The sequence below is a fragment of the Chelativorans salis genome (assembly GCF_025336525.1).
Taxonomy (GTDB): Bacteria; Pseudomonadota; Alphaproteobacteria; order Rhizobiales; family Rhizobiaceae; genus Chelativorans; species Chelativorans salis.
On the sequence record NZ_JAOCZP010000003.1, the window covers coordinates 69,233 to 86,695 of the forward strand.

19 protein-coding genes, 1 tRNA gene and 1 pseudogene are annotated in these 17,463 nt (G+C 61.6%); 7 read left to right on the top strand and 14 right to left on the bottom strand.

The annotated features are described in order from the left end of the window. Positions 1–5 precede the first annotated feature (5 nt). Complete coding sequence (gene cckA / locus N5A92_RS10495; RefSeq protein ID WP_260902480.1) at positions 6–2,600, bottom strand: cell cycle histidine kinase CckA; 2,595 nt, start codon at positions 2,598–2,600, stop codon at positions 6–8. A 200-nt stretch (positions 2,601–2,800) separates the two neighbouring features. Here cckA and N5A92_RS10500 point away from each other — a divergent pair, with 200 nt between their 5' ends. After that, positions 2,801–3,529, top strand: coding sequence for a flagellar biosynthetic protein FliO (locus N5A92_RS10500; protein ID WP_260902481.1), 729 nt, complete (start codon positions 2,801–2,803; stop codon positions 3,527–3,529). Positions 3,530–3,535: 6 nt separating this feature from the next. On the opposite strand, the gene glmU is transcribed toward N5A92_RS10500, so the two are convergent. Both glmU and N5A92_RS10510 read right to left on the bottom strand, forming a co-directional pair. Next, positions 3,536–4,894: a bifunctional UDP-N-acetylglucosamine diphosphorylase/glucosamine-1-phosphate N-acetyltransferase GlmU gene (gene glmU, locus N5A92_RS10505; protein ID WP_260902482.1), complete on the bottom strand. Its 1,359-nt coding sequence runs from the start codon at positions 4,892–4,894 to the stop codon at positions 3,536–3,538. Between the two features lie 75 nt (positions 4,895–4,969). Next, the gene (locus tag N5A92_RS10510; protein WP_260902483.1) at positions 4,970–5,707 is read right to left on the bottom strand and encodes a cytochrome c biogenesis CcdA family protein; all 738 of its coding nucleotides are present in this window, start codon (positions 5,705–5,707) and stop codon (positions 4,970–4,972) included. Between the two features lie 204 nt (positions 5,708–5,911). Here N5A92_RS10510 and N5A92_RS10515 point away from each other — a divergent pair. Both N5A92_RS10515 and N5A92_RS10520 read left to right on the top strand, forming a co-directional pair. After that, positions 5,912–5,987: transfer RNA gene (locus N5A92_RS10515), tRNA-Lys, on the top strand. 186 nt (positions 5,988–6,173) lie between these two features. Continuing rightward, complete coding sequence (locus tag N5A92_RS10520) at positions 6,174–6,395, top strand: hypothetical protein (protein ID WP_260902485.1); 222 nt, start codon at positions 6,174–6,176, stop codon at positions 6,393–6,395. A gap of 642 nt (positions 6,396–7,037) precedes the next feature. Here N5A92_RS10520 and N5A92_RS10525 read toward each other — a convergent pair. The 4 genes from N5A92_RS10525 to N5A92_RS10540 form a co-directional block, all read right to left on the bottom strand. Continuing rightward, on the bottom strand, positions 7,038–7,760 hold the full coding sequence (locus N5A92_RS10525; protein WP_260902487.1) for a hypothetical protein: 723 nt from the start codon (positions 7,758–7,760) through the stop codon (positions 7,038–7,040). Positions 7,761–7,785: 25 nt separating this feature from the next. Next, the gene (locus N5A92_RS10530) at positions 7,786–8,052 is read right to left on the bottom strand and encodes a hypothetical protein (RefSeq protein WP_260902488.1); all 267 of its coding nucleotides are present in this window, start codon (positions 8,050–8,052) and stop codon (positions 7,786–7,788) included. A 156-nt stretch (positions 8,053–8,208) separates the two neighbouring features. Continuing rightward, on the bottom strand, positions 8,209–8,358 hold the full coding sequence (locus tag N5A92_RS10535) for a hypothetical protein (RefSeq protein ID WP_260902491.1): 150 nt from the start codon (positions 8,356–8,358) through the stop codon (positions 8,209–8,211). Positions 8,359–8,480: 122 nt separating this feature from the next. Beyond that, on the bottom strand, positions 8,481–9,485 hold the full coding sequence (locus N5A92_RS10540; RefSeq protein WP_260902493.1) for a hypothetical protein: 1,005 nt from the start codon (positions 9,483–9,485) through the stop codon (positions 8,481–8,483). Between the two features lie 57 nt (positions 9,486–9,542). Between N5A92_RS10540 and N5A92_RS10545 the strand changes: the two genes are divergently transcribed. Further along, complete coding sequence (locus tag N5A92_RS10545; RefSeq protein WP_260902495.1) at positions 9,543–9,707, top strand: hypothetical protein; 165 nt, start codon at positions 9,543–9,545, stop codon at positions 9,705–9,707. A gap of 978 nt (positions 9,708–10,685) precedes the next feature. Here the strand turns inward: N5A92_RS10545 and N5A92_RS10550 are convergent. Beyond that, positions 10,686–10,857, bottom strand: a pseudogene (locus N5A92_RS10550) (IS1595 family transposase); the annotation flags it as partial. A gap of 32 nt (positions 10,858–10,889) precedes the next feature. Here N5A92_RS10550 and N5A92_RS10555 point away from each other — a divergent pair. After that, positions 10,890–11,045 (top strand): hypothetical protein, encoded by a 156-nt coding sequence (locus N5A92_RS10555; RefSeq protein WP_260902498.1) that lies wholly within the window; start codon positions 10,890–10,892, stop codon positions 11,043–11,045. On the opposite strand, the gene N5A92_RS10560 is transcribed toward N5A92_RS10555, so the two are convergent. Next, positions 11,046–11,237: a hypothetical protein gene (locus N5A92_RS10560; protein WP_260902499.1), complete on the bottom strand. Its 192-nt coding sequence runs from the start codon at positions 11,235–11,237 to the stop codon at positions 11,046–11,048. It lies immediately after the preceding gene. A gap of 242 nt (positions 11,238–11,479) precedes the next feature. Here N5A92_RS10560 and N5A92_RS10565 point away from each other — a divergent pair, with 242 nt between their 5' ends. Continuing rightward, entirely contained in the window at positions 11,480–12,202 is a 723-nt protein-coding gene (locus N5A92_RS10565) for a LecA/PA-IL family lectin (protein ID WP_260902502.1), read from the top strand. Between the two features lie 270 nt (positions 12,203–12,472). On the opposite strand, the gene N5A92_RS10570 is transcribed toward N5A92_RS10565, so the two are convergent. The 4 genes from N5A92_RS10570 to N5A92_RS10585 form a co-directional block, all read right to left on the bottom strand. Then, positions 12,473–12,856, bottom strand: a complete 384-nt coding sequence (locus tag N5A92_RS10570) for a DUF1515 family protein (protein WP_260902504.1) — start codon at positions 12,854–12,856, stop codon at positions 12,473–12,475. A gap of 11 nt (positions 12,857–12,867) precedes the next feature. Then, the gene (locus tag N5A92_RS10575) at positions 12,868–13,143 is read right to left on the bottom strand and encodes a hypothetical protein (protein ID WP_260902506.1); all 276 of its coding nucleotides are present in this window, start codon (positions 13,141–13,143) and stop codon (positions 12,868–12,870) included. Between the two features lie 165 nt (positions 13,144–13,308). Further along, on the bottom strand, positions 13,309–13,443 hold the full coding sequence (locus N5A92_RS10580; RefSeq protein ID WP_260902508.1) for a hypothetical protein: 135 nt from the start codon (positions 13,441–13,443) through the stop codon (positions 13,309–13,311). Positions 13,444–13,586: 143 nt separating this feature from the next. Continuing rightward, complete coding sequence (locus N5A92_RS10585; RefSeq protein WP_260902511.1) at positions 13,587–14,672, bottom strand: N-acetylmuramidase domain-containing protein; 1,086 nt, start codon at positions 14,670–14,672, stop codon at positions 13,587–13,589. An 849-nt stretch (positions 14,673–15,521) separates the two neighbouring features. Here N5A92_RS10585 and N5A92_RS10590 point away from each other — a divergent pair. Further along, positions 15,522–16,604, top strand: a complete 1,083-nt coding sequence (locus N5A92_RS10590; RefSeq protein ID WP_260902512.1) for a hypothetical protein — start codon at positions 15,522–15,524, stop codon at positions 16,602–16,604. 65 nt (positions 16,605–16,669) lie between these two features. Here N5A92_RS10590 and N5A92_RS10595 read toward each other — a convergent pair whose 3' ends face one another. Further along, a complete protein-coding gene (locus tag N5A92_RS10595) occupies positions 16,670–17,281 on the bottom strand; it encodes a hypothetical protein (protein WP_260902513.1) in 612 nt (203 codons plus the stop codon). Positions 17,282–17,463: the final 182 nt, after the last annotated feature.

The following is a 17,463-nucleotide window of genomic DNA, read 5'->3' on the forward strand; positions in this document are numbered from 1 at the left end:
CCGGCCTAGGCCTCCCCTTCCAGCATTTCCTTCACCACCGTCGCCAACTGCTTGAGCGAGAACGGTTTTGGCAAGAATCCGAAGGTGGCGTCGGAAGGTAGGTTCTTGGCAAAGGCGTCTTCCGCATAGCCGGAGACGAAGATGAACTTGATATCGGGCTGGACCTTGCGTAGTTCGCCAAGAAGCGTCGGTCCGTCCATCTCCGGCATAACGACGTCGGAGACGACGATATCGATCTTGCCGTCGAGTTCCTTGAAAATCTCCAGAGCCTCCGTTCCCGAGCTTGCCTCGTGCACCTCATAGCCGCGTGAAGAGAGCGCGCGCACGCTGCCCATGCGCACGGCGTCCTCGTCCTCCACCAAGAGCACGCGAGCGGAGCCGGAAAGATCTCGGTTCTCCTGCTTTGCTTTGTGGGCCGCCTCGGCCGCGCCGTTGGCCACAGCAACTCGCGCCGCCTCCACCTCGGCCGCACCTGGCACATGCCGTGGCAGGAAGATGTGGAACGTCGTTCCCCTGCCAACTTCCGAATCGCAGAAGATGAAGCCGCCCGTCTGCTTGACGATGCCATACACCATCGATAGGCCCAGCCCCGTTCCCTTACCCACCTCCTTGGTGGTGAAAAAGGGCTCGAAAATCTTCTTCTGCGCCTCCGGTGGGATGCCGGTGCCGGTGTCCTCCACCTCGACCACCACATAATCGGCCGGCGCCAGCTCGCGATAGGCAAATCCGGCGCAATCATCGGCCGTGATGTTGCGCGTGCGTACGGTGAGCGTGCCGCCTTCGGGCATGGCATCGCGGGCGTTGACGGCGAGATTCACCACCACCTGCTCGAACTGGCCTATGTCGGCTTTCACCGGCCACAGGTCGCGGCCGTGCTCGATATCGAGCTTGATATCGTTGCCGACCAGGCGGGAGAGCAGCATGCGCAGATCAGCCAGCACGTCGGTCAGGTTCAGCACCTCGGGACGCAAGGTCTGGCGGCGCGAGAACGCGAGCAACTGGCGCACCAGAGAGGCGGCGCGGTTCGCGTTCTGCTTGATATTCATGATGTCCGGGAAGGACGGGTCGGACGGCCGGTGGTTCGTCAAAAGCAGGTCGGAAGCCATGATGATGGCGGTGAGCACGTTGTTGAAGTCGTGCGCGATGCCGCCGGCAAGTTGTCCGACGGCCTGCATCTTCTGGCTTTGCGCCATCTGCGCCTCGAGTGCCTTCTGCTCCGTGGTCTCCACGGCATAGACGATGGCTGCCTCTTCCGCCCCCTCGCCGCCGCCCGGATCGGCCACAGCGTTGACGTAGAAGCGCATGTGGCGCTCCTCGTCACCGGGCAGCACGGTGTCGATGGGGGCGATGTCGGCTTGGCGCTGCTTGGCCTTTTCCAACGCCATAGCGAATGCTTCGCGGTCGCGCTCGTGCATGACCGTGTCGAGGCGGATGCTCCGGTCAACGGCGTCGCGGTCGACGGCACTGGAAAATAGCGACAGGAAGGGCGCGTTGGTGCGCAGGATACGGCCGTCATGGTCGACACTGGCGATCGCCATGGGAGTCGAGTTGAAGAAGCGAGTGAAGCGCACCTCGGAGGCACGCAGATCGGCCGAGGCGTCCTCGCCCAACGTGCGGTTGAGCACGATGGTACGGGTTGGACCGGGCAAGCCCTCCCGGGTGGCCGTCACCCGGTGCATGAAGCGCACCGGAAGCGCCTCGCCGCGCACGGTGGCGAGATCGAGATCGATAACGGCGTTGCGCGTAGTGCCGTGCTCGGCCTTGACCGCCTGGATGAGCGCCATGCCGTCGCCGGCGACGATGTTGGGCAGGCTCAAGGCGCCGGGCACGAAATTGGCAAGGTCGATGCCCAGCCATTCGGCCAGTGTCGCATTGAGGTAGGTGACGCGGCCATCGGCATCCGCCGCGAAAAAACCGGCCGGCGCATGGTCGAGATGATCGATCGCCTTCTGCAGGTCGAGGAAGAAGCGCTCCTGCTCGGCACGCTCGTCGGAAATGTCGGTAAGAAGCCAGGCGGACAGCGGTCTGCGGTGGCCCGGTACTTTGAAAACGCGCGCCCAGGCGCGGTACCAGCGGGCGCCGGGTTCGCCGCCGGGCCGGATTGGCCGGGAAAGACGGAATTCGCCGTCGCCTGGCAGCCCGTCGCGCAAGCTTGCCGCCAGCCGCTCGGTCACAGGGGCGGCTTCCGGGTTGTCGGACAGAAGTGCCTCGACAGTCTTTACGTCGGTGGCCGAGGTGGCGCCGGTAAGCGCGGCATAGGCGCGGTTGGCATAGAGGATGTTGCCCCTGGTGTCGGTGACCAGTAGGCCCTCGGCCATGGAATCGATGAAGGAGCGGGAGAGCTCGTCGCCGGTGGATCGCGGGGCGATCTGGATAAAGCCGATGGCGCTGGCGAACAGGTATCCCACCCCGATCATGGCCATGACGCCGAGGACGCCGAGCAGAAAACCCTCACCGAGCCTTTCCTGGAAAAGCGCGAAGATCAGCGCCGATCCGGTCAACACGAGGATGAAGATGATGAGCCGCGTAATCACGCCTGGGCGCGCGCCCTGGTCGATGATGGGTGCCGTGTCTATTTCGCCGCCACTGATTTTGGCCATCCGTTTCCTGCCCGTCGCGCCGACTGCAAGCGGCCCCATGGTCTCCCCGCCATATATCAGGGCCAGAGGCATGCGCAAGGTCGGCAACGGTAACCGGCGGGCTCTCGACTATCGTGGCAGGTGGCGGATTCAACCTTGCCGGGGTGCATATCGACGCCTAGTTTGGCTTCCCTGACAGAAACTTGGCATGGAGCGCGATGATGGGTGAATGGCTGGCAGGTCTGGCGGGGGAAAACTATGTCACGGCGATATTGTGGACCCTTGCCGCACTCATCCTGCTCGCGATCGTCCTGATCGTTGTGCGCATGGTCCGCAACCGCGCCTCCGGCACGTTCGTCGCAGGCGGGCGCAACCGGCTGCCGCGCCTTGCCGTGGTCGATGCAACGGCGGTCGACAGCCAGCGGCGGCTGGTGCTGGTGCGCCGCGATGACGTAGAGCACCTGATTCTGATTGGCGGCCCGAGCGATCTGGTGATTGAGCCACGGATCGGCGCCCGCGACGGCGAGCCCACCATGATGCAGCGGCCGCCGCGCCGGGAGGCGGTCGCGCCTTCCGTGCCACCGCCCGCGCCGAGACCGCGCCCTACCCCGAACCTACGTGCCGTCACGCCTGCATCGGCGCCCGCCGCCCAACGACCCGTGCGCAGCGAGCCGGAGCGACCGGCCGCCCCGCCGATGCGGCACGCGGAGCCGCAGCCTGCGCCGCAAAGCGAACCGAAACCGGCATCCGCCGCGGGTGACGGCGAAGAGGACGCCGCTCTCGCCAGGGAAATCGATGTCGCGGTCGATGAACCGGTCAAGTTCGATGAACCGGTCAAGAAGGAGGCGGAGGAACCGTCGCCGCAGCCGCAGCGGGCAAACCTCTCCATCGAGGACGAGATGAGCCGCCTATTGGACGATCTCGCCGAGGAGCGGAAGAAGGGGGGGTGAGGCCCGCTACTTCTTTTTCTGCGCCGCCAGCCTCTCGCGCAGCAGCTTGCCGCGGCCCTCGCGCGTCGTCTGACGGGCGCGGCCGAAGGCGAGCGCGTCGTCTGGCACATTCTGGGTGATGACGCTACCTGAGGCGATGTAGGCACCCTCGCCTATCGCAAGCGGTGCGACGAGGGAGGAATTGGTGCCGACAAAGGCGCCGGCGCCGATGTCTGTGCGGTGCTTGTTGAAGCCGTCATAGTTGCAGGTGATGGTGCCGGCGCCGATATTTGCCGCAGCCCCCACCGACGCGTCGCCGATATAGGAGAGATGCGGCACCTTGGCGCCGGGTCCAATGCGCGCCTTCTTGACCTCGCAGAAATTGCCCACCTTGGCATTCTCCATCACCTCCGCCCCGGGCCGCAGCCGGGCGAAGGGGCCGATCGTGGCGCCGCTCTCCACCGTCGCCTCCTCGAGATGTGAAAAGGCGTGGATGCGGGCGTTGGCGGCGATCTTCACACCCGAGCCGAACCACACATTCGGCTCGATGACGGTGTCCGGGCCGATTTCGGTGTCGTGGGAGAAGAAGACGGTCTCGGGCGCAATCAGCGTGACGCCGGCAAACATCATCTCGCGCCGTCGCCTCGCCTGCCAGATCGCTTCGGCCTCGGCGAGCTGGATGCGGTCATTGATGCCGAGCGCGCTAACGTGATCCGCCTCGGTCGCCACGACCGAAAGCCCCCGGCTGTTGGCGATCTCAACAACGTCGGTCAGGTAGAATTCCCCCTTGGCGTTGTCGTTGCTGACGGCGTCCAGCAGGCCGAGCGCGTGCTCGCCCGCGATCGCCATGATGCCGCTGTTGCAGAAGCCGATACTTCTTTCCGCTTCCGAGCAGTCCTTCTCCTCGCGGATCGCCACGAGCCGTCCGTCCTTTTCAATCAGGCGGCCATAGCCGGCGGGCACCGGCGGGTGGAAGCCCAGGACGGCCGCCGCCGCGCCCTCCGAAAGCTTCGCACGGGCGTCCAGCAGCACCCTGGGCACGAGCAGCGGATGGTCGCCGAAGATGACGAGCACGTCGTCATAGCCGCGCGCAATCGCCGCGCGCGCGGCGAGCACCGCGTGCGCCGTGCCCCGCCGCTCCGGCTGGACGAAGAATTCCGGTGTCGGCGCGCCCACGGAAACACCGGACAGCGCCCCTTGCACCGCCTCGGCGCCGTTGCCGACCACGAGCGCCAGTGCGTCGGCGCCGGCAGCGCCTGCGGCCGCCATCACGTGGGCGGCCATCGGGAGTCCGCCGATCCTATGCAGCACCTTGGGCAGCGCGCTCTTCATGCGGGTGCCCTCGCCGGCTGCAAGGACAATGGCGAGGCAGGTTCGCTTTTTCATGGAAGAAATCCGCTCGTTACTCTGGAATCGGGCGATGTGTAGCACCCTGAAGGGCAAGCTCCAATGCGCCGGCTTTTATCCGAGCCGGCCGAGGGTCGGGAAGGTCTCCAGAAGCCAATAGGCCATGGTCTGCATACCGCCCGTCAGGAACAGGACGCCGGCAACGACCAGCAGCCCGCCGATGGCCTTTTCCACGCGGCCCAGATGCATGCGGAAGCGCTGCAGGAAGCGCATGAAGGCTTCGGAGAAGAGCGCGGCGATGAGGAAGGGAATGCCGAGCCCCGCCGAATAGACGCCGAGCATCAAAGCGCCCTCTCCCACCGTCTCGCGCCCGCCGGCAAGTGTCAGGATCGGCCCCAGCACCGGGCCGATACAGGGTGTCCAGCCGAAACCGAAGGCAAGGCCCATCACATAGGCCGCCCCCAGGCTCGCCGGCTTGCCGCCGGCATGGAAACGGGCCTCGCGTGACAGGAATGGGATGCGCACGATGCCCAGGAAATTCAAGCCCATGAGGATGATGACAAGCCCGGCCGCCATGGCCAATTCCTGCTGCCAGGCCCGCAGCACCGCCCCGATGGTCGAAGCGCCCGCCCCCAATGCAACGAAGACGGTGGAAAAGCCGAGCACGAAGGCGAGTGCCGCCGTCATCAGCGAAAGCCGGGCGCTCGGGCTGCCCTCGGGCCGTCGGAAATCCTCCACCGAGACGCCGGCCATGTAGCACAGATAGGGCGGCACGAGCGGCAGAACGCAAGGCGATAGGAACGAGATCGCCCCCGCCAACAACGCGCTTGCGTAGCCTATATCGATGGCCATGCCCTTTCCTGATCCCTCGCGGTTTCGCGTCCAGCCAGCATATAACCGCCAACCGACACACGCTCCAATCACCATCTCGTGGCAAACCGCCGCAGCTTCACGCATGATAAGAGCACTACAGCCGCTCCCTTTTGCGGTTGACCGGCGAAACCCGCCTGACTATGTTCCGCCGCACTCCCGCAAGCGGCCCTGCCGCTATCGCGCGAGCGCGTAGCTCAGCTGGTAGAGCAACTGACTTTTAATCAGTAGGTCCAGGGTTCGAGCCCCTGCGCGCTCACCAAAATATCCAAAGAAATCAATAAGATATAGACAAGTGTCTACTTACTATTTTGCCGAAACGCCACTTGGGTGCCGTATGGGTTCCTGGTAGAAAAATTTGCCGTGAGGGGCGAATCTAGGTTCCGGGGTACCGATTGCGCCAGCTCGCGATTTCTCGCAGACTGCAGCAAGGCAAAGGGGGAAGCAGATGGCTGAAGAGAACACGAAGCGAAGTGCGGTGGTGAGGGTCTACTGTGACGACACAAAAGACGATCTGCTCGCAGAGATGCCGATAACCGATCTTGGAATACAGACCGGCGGAGCTACGCAGCCGACCAGCGACGAAGGCTTGATCCGCATCGCCAAGCTTCAGGTTCGGAATACGCGGAGCGAGGATCCCGAAAGCCTGTACTATGAGGTCGCCCGGTAGGCCGGGCAGCGTACCGATTTGAAACTCGCCCGTGACATGGGAAGACGTCGCCACGGCAGGTCCACGCGACATGGATGCGACAGGCGGAGGAGCATAATCCAATGGAAATTCTGCGCAATGTTGACGTCAAACGCTTAGCCGAGTGTGCTCCAGGCGAGCTGATTAGAGTTGGCAATGACGACGAGCACGCCCTCGGCATATTGGAAGCAATCGACGCCGCTCGGGACAGAGCATACCTTATCGTCCTTCGAGGAGTAGGCATCGACGCCGATGCACCTCACCGCTATTCTTGGCCCGACACAGACGGCGCATGCGTGAGCTACGGTCCAGCCTGGGCCTTGGAGCTATTGGATGCGGAAGAGTCCTGGCCCGGGAATCGGACCCTCCACAGCCGTGGCACTGTCCTTCTGCGCCAGGATCAGCCACTGCTTATCGTGGGCTATGCTGATGGCAACAATCCGGCGCTTGAGATGACGTTTAGTCTCCAAAGGCACAGCCGAGTAAGGGAGCAAAGTGCGGAAGATGTTCCCTTCGCGCGTTGGAGAATTTGGGCCAAGGCGGAGGACCGAGGCGTTATCGGCATCCGACCAGTGTTTGAGTGGCCTCCGCAGCAAATTGATCCTGAGTGAAGGAATTCGGCCGCTAGTTGCGATGCATCACTTCGCTCGTCTCTCCAACGATCCGCATACTTTGCGAAGTGTCGATCACGAATGTAAACGTCGCCGTTCCTGAGGCTTGTCGGTTGCGCGGTTCGCTACGGACATGCCAGTCATAGATGCCGGACACGGAACAGATGTTATCCTCGCACTTGACGGTGGTGGAACGCGGACGAACCGCATAGAAGCGCTCGGGCCAACGTCGAAAGTAGTTGCGCTTATCGTTCAGGACCGACGAAAGCTCATGAAATTTTCCGTAGTAGAAAACTTGGCTTGCATAGGCGCCGCCAACCGCAGCGATCGCTTGCACCTCAGTCATCGTGTGAGCGGCAATCACCGACTCTACAAAACTTTTCAGTGCGGCGTCCTCAGGACGACTGGCAACGATTGGAGCAGTGTTTTCCCGTGCTGCCGCCGGCGGCGCCGCATCTTCCACCGTCACTACTCGGAACTGCTCCATTTCGCTGCGCGACAGGTAACGGACATCGTCGCTGCCATAAGACAGCGCTAACTGGAGAAGCGTGGGGTCAACCCCCATTTCGACCATATAAGCGATCACTTCAGCGGTAATCGCCTGGACGGCTTCGACTGCCTCAGTAGAGGAGAACCCAGCGTCCCTTTCGAAGGATGATCGATGCACGCCAATTGCGCCGGGCTCGGCAAATCGGGCCACGCACCCATAAAGGCGAGCGCACAGGCGGAGGAGCATTCGAGCCCGCGCGGCTGGAGGGTCGTCAGTTCAAAGGCTCGTATGATGCGGCGAGTTCCATCGCCTTCGCGATATTCCCGCCGCTTGAGTGGAACGCGACCACAGATGCGCCTTGGTCGGAAAGCTCGCTACGGAACCTCGTCAAGTCATCGCTGTATTCGAATTCCCCCTGGACGAGGACGACGACATAGCCGCCGTCCGTCTTCTCCGTCGTGTATTCGAGTGTGGCATGCGCAGGGACGCAGTAGAGCGACGCTGCAAGTAATGATGCCCCTGTACGCATAACGTTCATCGTTGCTCCACCCGCGTCACCATTGAGCCATCAGCGAATGGATTTTTCAAGCAGCAGCAATAACCCGGCCACCGCAGCAGCCGGGCTATGTGTGCCAACTTGGTGGGCTCAAGCTAAGGAGCCCGCCACCGTTTCCAGTGGCGGGCGCTTACGGACCTAGTCCGCCGCTTCCGGCTCGGCAGGTTCCTCCGTCGCTGGTTCTTCTTGAGATGCGGTCGGCTCGTCGCCTGTGGGCCAATACATGAATCCGAAAACCACAATGATCAGAACCGCAATGGCCACGATGGCCCAGTTTCGCCTGTCCATGGGCTGCCTCCCTTCCAAGGCCCCGCCCTTGGGAGAGGATGGCACGCCGACACGCAATGAGAAAGCCCGCCACAGTGAGGCAGCGGGCCAAGTCTGTTGCCAGGGGTCTCAGCTTCAGCTTTTTAGGCACGAATCGGAGGGCGCCGATCACCTACCACACGGCCAAGGACGCGCAGGGTCTTATTGTCTTCACTGAAGTCGTAGTGGATAAAGCCGTCCAAAAGGCCCATTTTTTTTCCCTTTGCGGCAAACCTGCCGTCACTGTCGCGGCGTGTCGGCTCCCAGGACACCAAATGTACGCCCCCGCCCCTGAACTGGAACACTACGAGACAGGGCTCATCGAGCTTCCCACGGGGGTCGACCAGAACTTTCTCGCTCCGATAATGTCGGTCGCACACCGTGCCGCCGATGCAATCGGTAAAGGCTGTGACATAGAATGGCGAGTCGTGCCGCTTCTCGAACCGCTCCTTGGCGGCTTCTTTATTAGCCTTGCTCTTCTCGAAGTATTTGAACTTTTTCAAATCGGCGGCCACTGAGAGCAATACATCGTTCAATCGCTTTAGAAACGCCATCTCGATACCCGTAAGCATCCCCTTGCGCTGAACTTCCGGCCGCTGAAACATGCCTTCAACGATACAATGAAGCAAATTTGCGTTGCCGTTAGTGGGGTGGGCGCCGACGTAGGCAAGATATTCATCAGCGAGGATAGCCCCCGCCTCCCATTCCCCCGAATAGCTATCGGCTCCGTGGATTCTCCAGTAGTCCACGCCACGTCCGATGGGTTTGCGCCTCGCCATGAACGACAAATCGTCGGCGGGATGGCCTTTGTGGCCCACCTGCGCCACGCGCATTTTAGCGACGGTTTCGATAGTCGTGTCGCGGAATTGTTCCTGATGATTGATCATGTTCATAGGGGTGTCCTCCTTTCCCTCCAGGAAGCCCCCCGCATTCGGCAGTCCAGCTGATTCGGCTTTACCAAGCGTTAACGCTGTTGCTGTGGCGGCGCCGACGCCGGTCAGCATGTGTCGGCGGTTGATCTTGGCAGCGGGCATAGCTTCGCCGGCAGCCGGTTCTTCGGCATGGTTTTTCTCCCAAAAGAGTGCTATCAACGTTAGCAGAGGTAACACATTGTTAGTGCCTGCGCAACTAACATCTGCTAACATTTGCAATCAGAGGACAGAAGAATGGCACGCACCGCCGCACTTGGTCTCAGGATCGAGCCCATCGTGAAGGAGGCTTTAGAGAAGGCTGCGAAGGCTGATCGCAGGACGGTGGCGTCCTATGTCGAGATGCTGATCGTCGCCGATCTAGAAGCCAAGGGATTCCTGCCCAAGGGCGCAGCGGAATAGGGTCTCGGAGGAAGAGACTCTCCTATGCCTGCTCGTCTTTCCAGACCGGTCGACGTAAAATCTTGATGGCCACCAAGCGCCGTATCGTCTGTGCGCTGGGTGCGTCGGCACGGGATAGGGAGCCAGCTCCACGCCCATGCTCCATGGCGGATCGATCCGCTCGGCCTTCAAATTGTCGTGGCCGGCGATTTCGCTGCCTTGGCGGCGTATCAGCGAGGCGAACTCGATAGTCCAGCAATTGCACCATATGTCAGCAGTTAGGGAGATCCAGCGTTTTGTAGCAAGGGATCATTACCTGAACCGGCTACACCTCTCGTCTGTGCCGCATGGCTGGAGGATCACCGTCGCCGCGTTAGCCCCATCCTCCGGCGTCACCGCCACCGCTATCGTCTCCCCCGCTGTCATCTCCTCCGGTGCTGCCTCCGGAGCCGCTGTCTGAACCGCCAGAATCACTTGACCCATCCGATCCGGATCCCGAGCCTGATGAACCGCCTGACCCTGAAGAACCGGAGGAACCGCCAGACCCGGACGAGGAGTTGGTGCCTGAACTCGACGATCCAGATGTGGACCCCCCTCTAGAAGACGAGTTGGACGAATACGATCCGCCACCGTCGCTTGTACTATAGGCTGGCCCGACGGGAGCCGCTGGCAATACTCGCGGATCCTCTGCGCTCTGATACTGAGGGTTCGGTTGAAGCATGGCGCACGCCGGCAGAGTGATTGACGCTGCCGAAACAACCAGCGATGAAACCAGAATCCGCATCGCAGCCTTCCCATGATCTGGACCCTCGGCAAAGGTATGCGTGCTCCCGATCGGCGCACAGCTGACCAATTGGCTGGCGAAGCCGCCGAAAGGTGCGACGCTACTTCAAAAGTAGCAGGGTCCCGGGATCAGTTTCGCGTGCAATGGTTCGTGCGATCACTCTGGGTGGCTGCCAAGCCAGCCATTGCAATGCCCGATTTCATGCCGGCGAACATCTGCCCCTCACAGCCTGGGGTGGAGAAGTCATCCGAGCGCATCGCCTCCCCAATAAGGTGGGCCAGAAACCAAGCCGTATTGTAAGGTGACCTCCAGAACGCAGTGAAGCTGATGCGCGCTAATGCCCTTCTTGTTGGAGCACATCAGGTGAATGGCCTGTAGCCAATTGTGCGGCGTTGGAGGGGCTCTCTGATCTCGGCCAGATGAAAGCGCTCGTGGATCTTACGCTGCTCTTCATGTTGCGGAACATGCCGAATGAACGCGATGCCCTCGCCTGGACGGAGCATTTTCACAGGCAGCTCGACCTTGGCGTGAAGGCGGTATTTTCGCAGCGGGATGGGCCGAGCACCAAGCAGTGATTAGTTGCGCAAGCGATTGAAGATGCCGAACCAGAATCCGTATTCCTCCTGATTGCCCTCGGCGCGCGCCTCAAGGGCACAGTAAGCAACAGCCGTCGGCGCATCGGCACCATAGATTGCTCTCGCCCATTCAACGATTCTGGTTTCGTCGACGTCTTCGAGAGCGTTCTTGTCGCCACCGTCCCGGCCCATAGATCCTCCTGCTTGCTGGCATCGGCAGTCTATGGAGATGGAACGGAAAATGCAAAAAGCCCCGCCAGCCATAGAGGCCAGCACGTAGGCGTGGCTCAGCACCGCCTTATTCCACTCGACCTGTAGTTTCTTACAATACCAGCTCCTCTCCCTTTTGCTTAACCTCAAATGGTTGGCGCGGATCTCGGCGCATCCAGAGCGACGTGCCGAGTTCACCGAGTTATCTTCGAAAGGAGCGACCGATGTGGCATGGGAAACTTGACGCCAGTGCGGAACAGGGGAAAGCAACAAGTGTGCACCTCAAAGAAGACGACGTGATCACGATCACCGTCACGGGGTCGGCAAAAAACGGGCCGGCCGCTCCGGAGGAAGGCCCTGACGGAGACCCTCAAAATAAAGACCCAAAAGCAATTCTGCCCGGAACGAATGTCGGTGCAGTTCTGATGCGGATTGGCAAGAACGGCGAGCTGAAGGAGATCGGCACCGGAGTGTCCCATCACCACTTTCAGGAGGAGGGCGAAATCACATTCCTGTACAACGATGTGCCGGGTGAGTATGGCAACAATTCGGGCACTTTCGACGTCACCGTCGAGAGAGTAACACCGGCGGTCGTGTGGAAAGGCACGCTCGAAGCGACGAATGAACCGGGCGTGCGAACTGGCCACACCGTCAGCAGGGGAGATGTGATCTCGATCACGGTTACAGGGACAGCAAACGCTGGAGGGCCGAACAACCCGGACACCGGTCCTGACGGGGCACTTCACTGGGCCAAAGCACTTCTGCCCAGTGCTAATGTCGGTGCATGTCTGATGAAGATTGGTAACGGCGACACTTGCACGGTCGTCGGGAGCGGACTGTCCCATTACACAGTGCAAGAGGACGGCGAAATTGCATTCCTCTACAATGATCAACCGGGTCAATATGGCGACAATTCTGGCTCCTATGAGATAACGCTCACAGCATAACTGCTGGCCAACGCACCAACTTCGGTGCCCGCCTCACAGAACCCCCGTGGCTTGGGGTCTGCCCCCGACGGGGTCAGGGAAAGCCACACTCCCCTGTCGAGCCCGGGCCTCCCACCGGGCTCGGCACCTTTCGCCGATTGGCCGGCTCTGTGACAATCTCGGCTCGCTATACGAGCGAAGGGGGGCGGGAACGGGCAAAAAAATGAGCCCCGCCAGCCGTGAGGCCAGCGGGGCATGTTAATTTTCTCGACCAGATTGGAGGCGCGATCTCTACGGCGGCGGCCGGCCGGTCAGCCAGGTATACGCCGCCATGAAGCCGGCAGCGGCGCCGATGACCCATCCGCCGATCTTCCAAAGCCAGACGCCCAGCGTTCCGGCGCCCACGGCCTGTTGGCGCATCTGCTTGATATCGTCGGTCACGGTCTGGACGCTTTCGACCTTGCCCTTGACGCTCATCATGTCGCTTTCCAGATGAGTCGTGCGCATCACCACCTCGTCGAGGCGTCGGTGCACGTTGGCGCGGCTCTGGTCGGCCTTGCGGATGCTCTCCGCGTTGCGTTTCTCGTTGCCCTCGATCTGTCGCTGAAGCCCCTGCACAGCGTTGGTGAGTTCGCCGACGGCCTTGTAGATTTCATTCAGGCTGGTTTGTGCCAAGTTCCCCGCTCCTATCGCTGCGCCAGTTCCGCGCGCCGCTCCGCGCTTGCCTTCGTGTGACGCTCGCATTCGAGCGACGTATAGACCCCGGTGACGCAACCGCCGGCGACAGTGTCGTCTATGCGATCCTGGTCGGCGACGCCCAAGCCCTTCGCCCCCGGCAGGCTGTTACCGATCGCCAGACGCAGCCCCGGTGCACTTGCCGGCTCGGAAGTCCCACACGCCGCCAGCGTCGACACAATCACGGCGAGACAGGCGAGCCTCACTCCCTTTGAGACCAGCTTCATTGTTCTGCCTTTCGATTTCGGTGCGCACCTCGTCGGCGCCCTGGTGTTTGACGAACTCATAGACGCCCCAGATCGCGCCGGCCGCGAGCACGGCCGCGCCGATCCAGGCGAAGATCCGGCTGATGCCAAGCGCACTGGCTATGACGGAAAACATCACCAGCACCCTCAGATCAGCCGCGCGATGGCGCCAAGGCCGAGCAACGTCACCGGCCAGCAATGGAGCGCCAGGCGCCAGGCGGGGCCGAGCGCGATGCGCCAGATGAGCGCCTGCCAGAAGGCGGTGTCATTGCCGCCAGCCATCAGACAATCCCTGCGACCAGGTTAAAGGCCAGGTCGATCAGCGCCGCTGCATCGGCGATTGTCAGGCCTCCAACCCAGGCCCCGCCACCTGCCACGAAAACAAGCGCGATGGCCCAGACGGACTTGCGTTTCCAGATCGGGCGTCATACGCGCACATCCCCCTCCTCCGTTTGCCGGCTCCTCCACCAGCCATAGAGGCCGTAGACGGCCAGCCCCGCGCCGATCAGGCCCGAGACCGCCAAAAGCCCGTTGGCGACCGTCTGCGCCGTCTCGATCTCGATCCCGAAGAGCGAGTAGCCAAGCTCTGCGATCTGGTCCCGGATCGACATGACGATGGCGACGGGCCCGAGACCCTTGGCCGCGTCGCGCACTTCCGGCACCTCCGTCACCCGCGGCTCACCAGGTCGCTCGTCGGGCGCCTTCCTGAAAGCCTGCAGCGCGCGCATCGTCTCCGGGCCCGCTACGCCGTCGACGGCAAGTCCGCCGGCGCGCTGGAAGGCCATCACGGCGTCCTTGGTGGCCGGTCCATAATCTCCGTCGACCTCCACCGCATGGCCCGCACGGCGGAGCAGCACCTGCAGCTCCAGCACACGCGCACCTTTGGAACCCATGCGCAGCATTCCCGTGGCCGCCGAGACGGGCTTTGCTCCGGACAGCCGCTCGTAGGCCCGCGCCATCTTCGTGTGATAGCCGTGCTTGGCGAAGCCCGGCCCGTTGTAGCCGCGGGCGAAGGCGGAGAAGTCCTTGCGCTGCAATTCGTCGACGAGGCCGGCCTTTTCCACATAGCGCGCCATCAATTCGATCTGCCCGGCGGCATCCTTGCGCGCCAGGCCCACGAGGCCCTTGACCGTCTTGAAGCCGAGCCACTGCCAGTGCGCCCCCATCACCTGGCCGAGGCCCCATGAGGTCGATTCCAGCGCGGCCTCGGCGTCGATCTCCATGGCGCGCGCGAGCAGCCGCCAGCGCGCCGCCTGCCCGGCCGGGTTCTTCACGGCGCCCGCATTGGGATGCGCCAGCCCCTCGCGCCGCGCCCGGTCGCGCTTCTCGCCCGTCAGGCGCCGGTCAAAATAGTGCCCCTCGAACCGGATCAGCGGCTCGTGCTTGCCGCCCACGACAGCGAAGACGCGGCCGGCGCTTTCCACCTCGGCCACGGCCAGCCATGCGGCAGGCTCCGTCTTTGTGCGCGCGGCAATGCGCTCGACCGCGCGAACGGTCGCTTCGTCGAACATGGTTGTTCCTTTCGGTTTTTCGGATTGGGTCAGGGAGTAAGCAGGAACTACCGGCACCGACGCGCGTTTGAGTGCACCAGATCAATCAGGAGCAATCAGATGTTGCGCGGCCTACTTCTTTGGCTTCTCGGTGTACCGCTAGTCGTAATAGTTCTGCTCTATATTTTTGTACTCTAAGGAATGCAGATTCTGACGCGCCCACCAGGTGGCCCCGACTAGGGAGCGGAACGCTGCAACCTTTGTTCCCCACAGCAACTGGCCTGCCGCTCTTTCGTGAGACGCAGGTTTAATCACATCAAGCGCCGCCCGTGCTACGATGCGATCGGTGGCGGGCGGTGACCCGACTGTGGTCAATGACCACGCCCAAACCCGCTGTCCGTCACTGCCTTTGTGATTTGCAGGGAGATGCTTGCTCGTCTCATCGCACAGACGAATTCACGAAGGATCGCCGCGCCCTTGGGCACGGTGCGATCCATGGTCTTTCCTTTCGACGTTGGTTATGGTGCCTATCGGTGGCGGGCGGTGGGCATCTCAGGCAACATCATTCGGCGCACTGGCTGCCACCGCCATGATCGGAAGGTCGAAACGTGGGCGAATTGACAACCTCGGCTGCGGCATTTGCTGGCTATGTCGCTATCTTCATTCTTATCTACTGGGCTTGGCCACGGTAGCTAGGTCTGACGCGCAGGATCGCCGCGCCCTGTGCGGTCCATGGTCATCCCCTTCAAGTTTGGCTATAAGTGCGAGCGGTGTCGGCCGATGGGAACTTCAGGCAACATCATTCGGCGCGCTGGCTGAAGGTGCGAAGTATTTTCCACTTCGTGAGGGGCAATCGCGGGGAGGCGCAGGGTGCGAAAGCTTTATCTTCACATTGGACACGGAAAGACCGGTTCCAGTTATATCCAGTCAAGCTTGGCGGGAAGCATCACAGCGATCGAGCAGACGGGAATAAGCTATCCAGTCCAAGACCACATGTTGGCGGCTAAAGAAGGCCGCGTCTCGTCTGGTAACGGCGTACTCTTTCTCGATAGCTTGAATAATGGCGCGAAACTCGACTGCCGCCAGCCAAGCGTACTCTATAGCGCTGAGAGATTGTTTCAGGAATTCACGAAGCCTGACATACAAGAGAAGTTCAGGGCATTCCTTCAGAGGGGAGAATTTGATTGCGCTGAAGTCCTTCTCTTTGTCCGCGACCCCGTTTCCAATGCATGCTCCAGCTATCAGCAGTGGGTCAAGCGAGGCGGATACACTGCCGACATCGTCCGTGGATTGCGGTCGTTCAACCGCCCCCAACAAGTGAATGAGGTTCTGGACTTCTTCGAGACGGTTCCTGAAGTTTCGGTCACCGTCAAAAACTACTCTGCATGCGCCGGCAACCTCCTTCAGGTCGTGGAGCACTGGTTGGATCTGACACCGGGCGTGCTCGCGACGCCCCCCATAAAGAACGTTAACCGGCCCCTTTCCATCGGTGAGGCCGAGCTGCAGCGTCACCTCAATCGCCACTTTCGAGGTCCCGGATATCTCCTCGCTGAGCAATTTGCGCTCCGGCTCCCCGAAATAGACGCAGAGCAAATCCGGCCTTCTCTTAAGGTGCAGCACTCGCTTTGGGAGCGGCTTAGTCCGGAAATCGAAAGGGTGAATGCCCGCATTCCCGCGTCCGCTCGATATGACCGCGAGAGGGATATTCGAGACGGCTCGGCCAAGATCAATGGACCATATACCTTCACGGCGGCTCATCTATCGATTGTAGCAGAGAGCATCGCCCAAGAGGCCAGGCGGGGAGATCGCTTGCAAAGCAGGTTGGACGAGGTGTTGCCGCTATTGGAATCCGCACGCAGTGAAGCGGCCCTCTTAAGAGAGGCAAACGAGGCAAACGAGCGGCCTCGGTGGTTCAACCCCATACGACGCCTGTTAGGGTTTACGCTACTCTGATTTATTGGGCGGTCCCGATATAGATAGCCATTCCCCGGCAACCATGCCGCCCACCTCCCAGAGGTCTAGAGCGCAATTAATGGCTTCACTCTCGCGAACGTATCAGTCCTTATGCAGCGCAGGATTGGGCGCCCCGACGCATTGTTCTTCACGAACTGGCCTGGGTTGGCGGCATCGATCTCCAACAGATCGCCAAAGACGAGCGCGGGCGCACCGTTAACGATGATATCGTTGATGCCGTAATAGCCAGCATGCTTGATGCGGCCCATCTCATCAGGATACAGATCGTTGCCGAAGGCGCAGCCCGCCGCGAGAGTGTCTGCATCGGCGCTGGTCATAAGGCGCACCTTGTTCACCGATCCGTCATAGGCGCACCAAGACCATATCGGGATGGCATCCGCCGTGGAATTCATCAGCCGACGCTCGCAATCCATGAAGATCGGCCGGTGGCGCCCGATGATGTCATATTCGGATGCGACGCCGGCTGCCCCGAGAGCGGAATTGATCAGCCCGAGGATGGTCGAGTTCGAGTCTGCAGTATAGTCGCCGTCAAAATCGACATTGATCGGTGCGCCGCCATCAATCGACATCGCTAATGTCCAGGTTTCGAGCGTACGGTTGCCGAGCCGCTTGCCGAGAGCCGTGATCTGAAAGCCGCCCCCCGTGCCAACTGTCATCTCGGCGATGTTCTCATGGCTCCAGACATACCCTGGCAGTCCACCGCCTCCGGTTTGTGTATGCACCTCTCCGAAGAGCGCGTCGAGAAGAGCCGGGGTCGAATCGCTGGCGTCTACTGATGAGCTTGGGCCTGTCGTGGAACTTTCGATCCTTAACGCCCGCTGCGGTCCGGACACTTTGG

Coding starts and splice junctions, on each gene's coding strand:
- N5A92_RS10555 (WP_260902498.1), top strand. CDS start 10,890: ATGAAAGCGCTCGTGGATCTTACGCTGCTCTTCATGTTGCGGAACATG.
- N5A92_RS10510 (WP_260902483.1), bottom strand. CDS start 5,707: ATGGCCATCGATATAGGCTACGCAAGCGCGTTGTTGGCGGGGGCGATC.
- N5A92_RS10535 (WP_260902491.1), bottom strand. CDS start 8,358: ATGGACAGGCGAAACTGGGCCATCGTGGCCATTGCGGTTCTGATCATT.
- N5A92_RS10530 (WP_260902488.1), bottom strand. CDS start 8,052: ATGAACGTTATGCGTACAGGGGCATCATTACTTGCAGCGTCGCTCTAC.
- N5A92_RS10585 (WP_260902511.1), bottom strand. CDS start 14,672: ATGTTCGACGAAGCGACCGTTCGCGCGGTCGAGCGCATTGCCGCGCGC.
- N5A92_RS10560 (WP_260902499.1), bottom strand. CDS start 11,237: ATGGGCCGGGACGGTGGCGACAAGAACGCTCTCGAAGACGTCGACGAA.
- N5A92_RS10500 (WP_260902481.1), top strand. CDS start 2,801: ATGGGTGAATGGCTGGCAGGTCTGGCGGGGGAAAACTATGTCACGGCG.
- N5A92_RS10575 (WP_260902506.1), bottom strand. CDS start 13,143: ATGAAGCTGGTCTCAAAGGGAGTGAGGCTCGCCTGTCTCGCCGTGATT.
- N5A92_RS10525 (WP_260902487.1), bottom strand. CDS start 7,760: ATGCTCCTCCGCCTGTGCGCTCGCCTTTATGGGTGCGTGGCCCGATTT.
- glmU (WP_260902482.1), bottom strand. CDS start 4,894: ATGAAAAAGCGAACCTGCCTCGCCATTGTCCTTGCAGCCGGCGAGGGC.
- N5A92_RS10580 (WP_260902508.1), bottom strand. CDS start 13,443: ATGGCTGGCGGCAATGACACCGCCTTCTGGCAGGCGCTCATCTGGCGC.
- cckA (WP_260902480.1), bottom strand. CDS start 2,600: ATGGCCAAAATCAGTGGCGGCGAAATAGACACGGCACCCATCATCGAC.
- N5A92_RS10545 (WP_260902495.1), top strand. CDS start 9,543: ATGGCACGCACCGCCGCACTTGGTCTCAGGATCGAGCCCATCGTGAAG.
- N5A92_RS10520 (WP_260902485.1), top strand. CDS start 6,174: ATGGCTGAAGAGAACACGAAGCGAAGTGCGGTGGTGAGGGTCTACTGT.
- N5A92_RS10565 (WP_260902502.1), top strand. CDS start 11,480: ATGTGGCATGGGAAACTTGACGCCAGTGCGGAACAGGGGAAAGCAACA.
- N5A92_RS10595 (WP_260902513.1), bottom strand. CDS start 17,281: ATGACAGTTGGCACGGGGGGCGGCTTTCAGATCACGGCTCTCGGCAAG.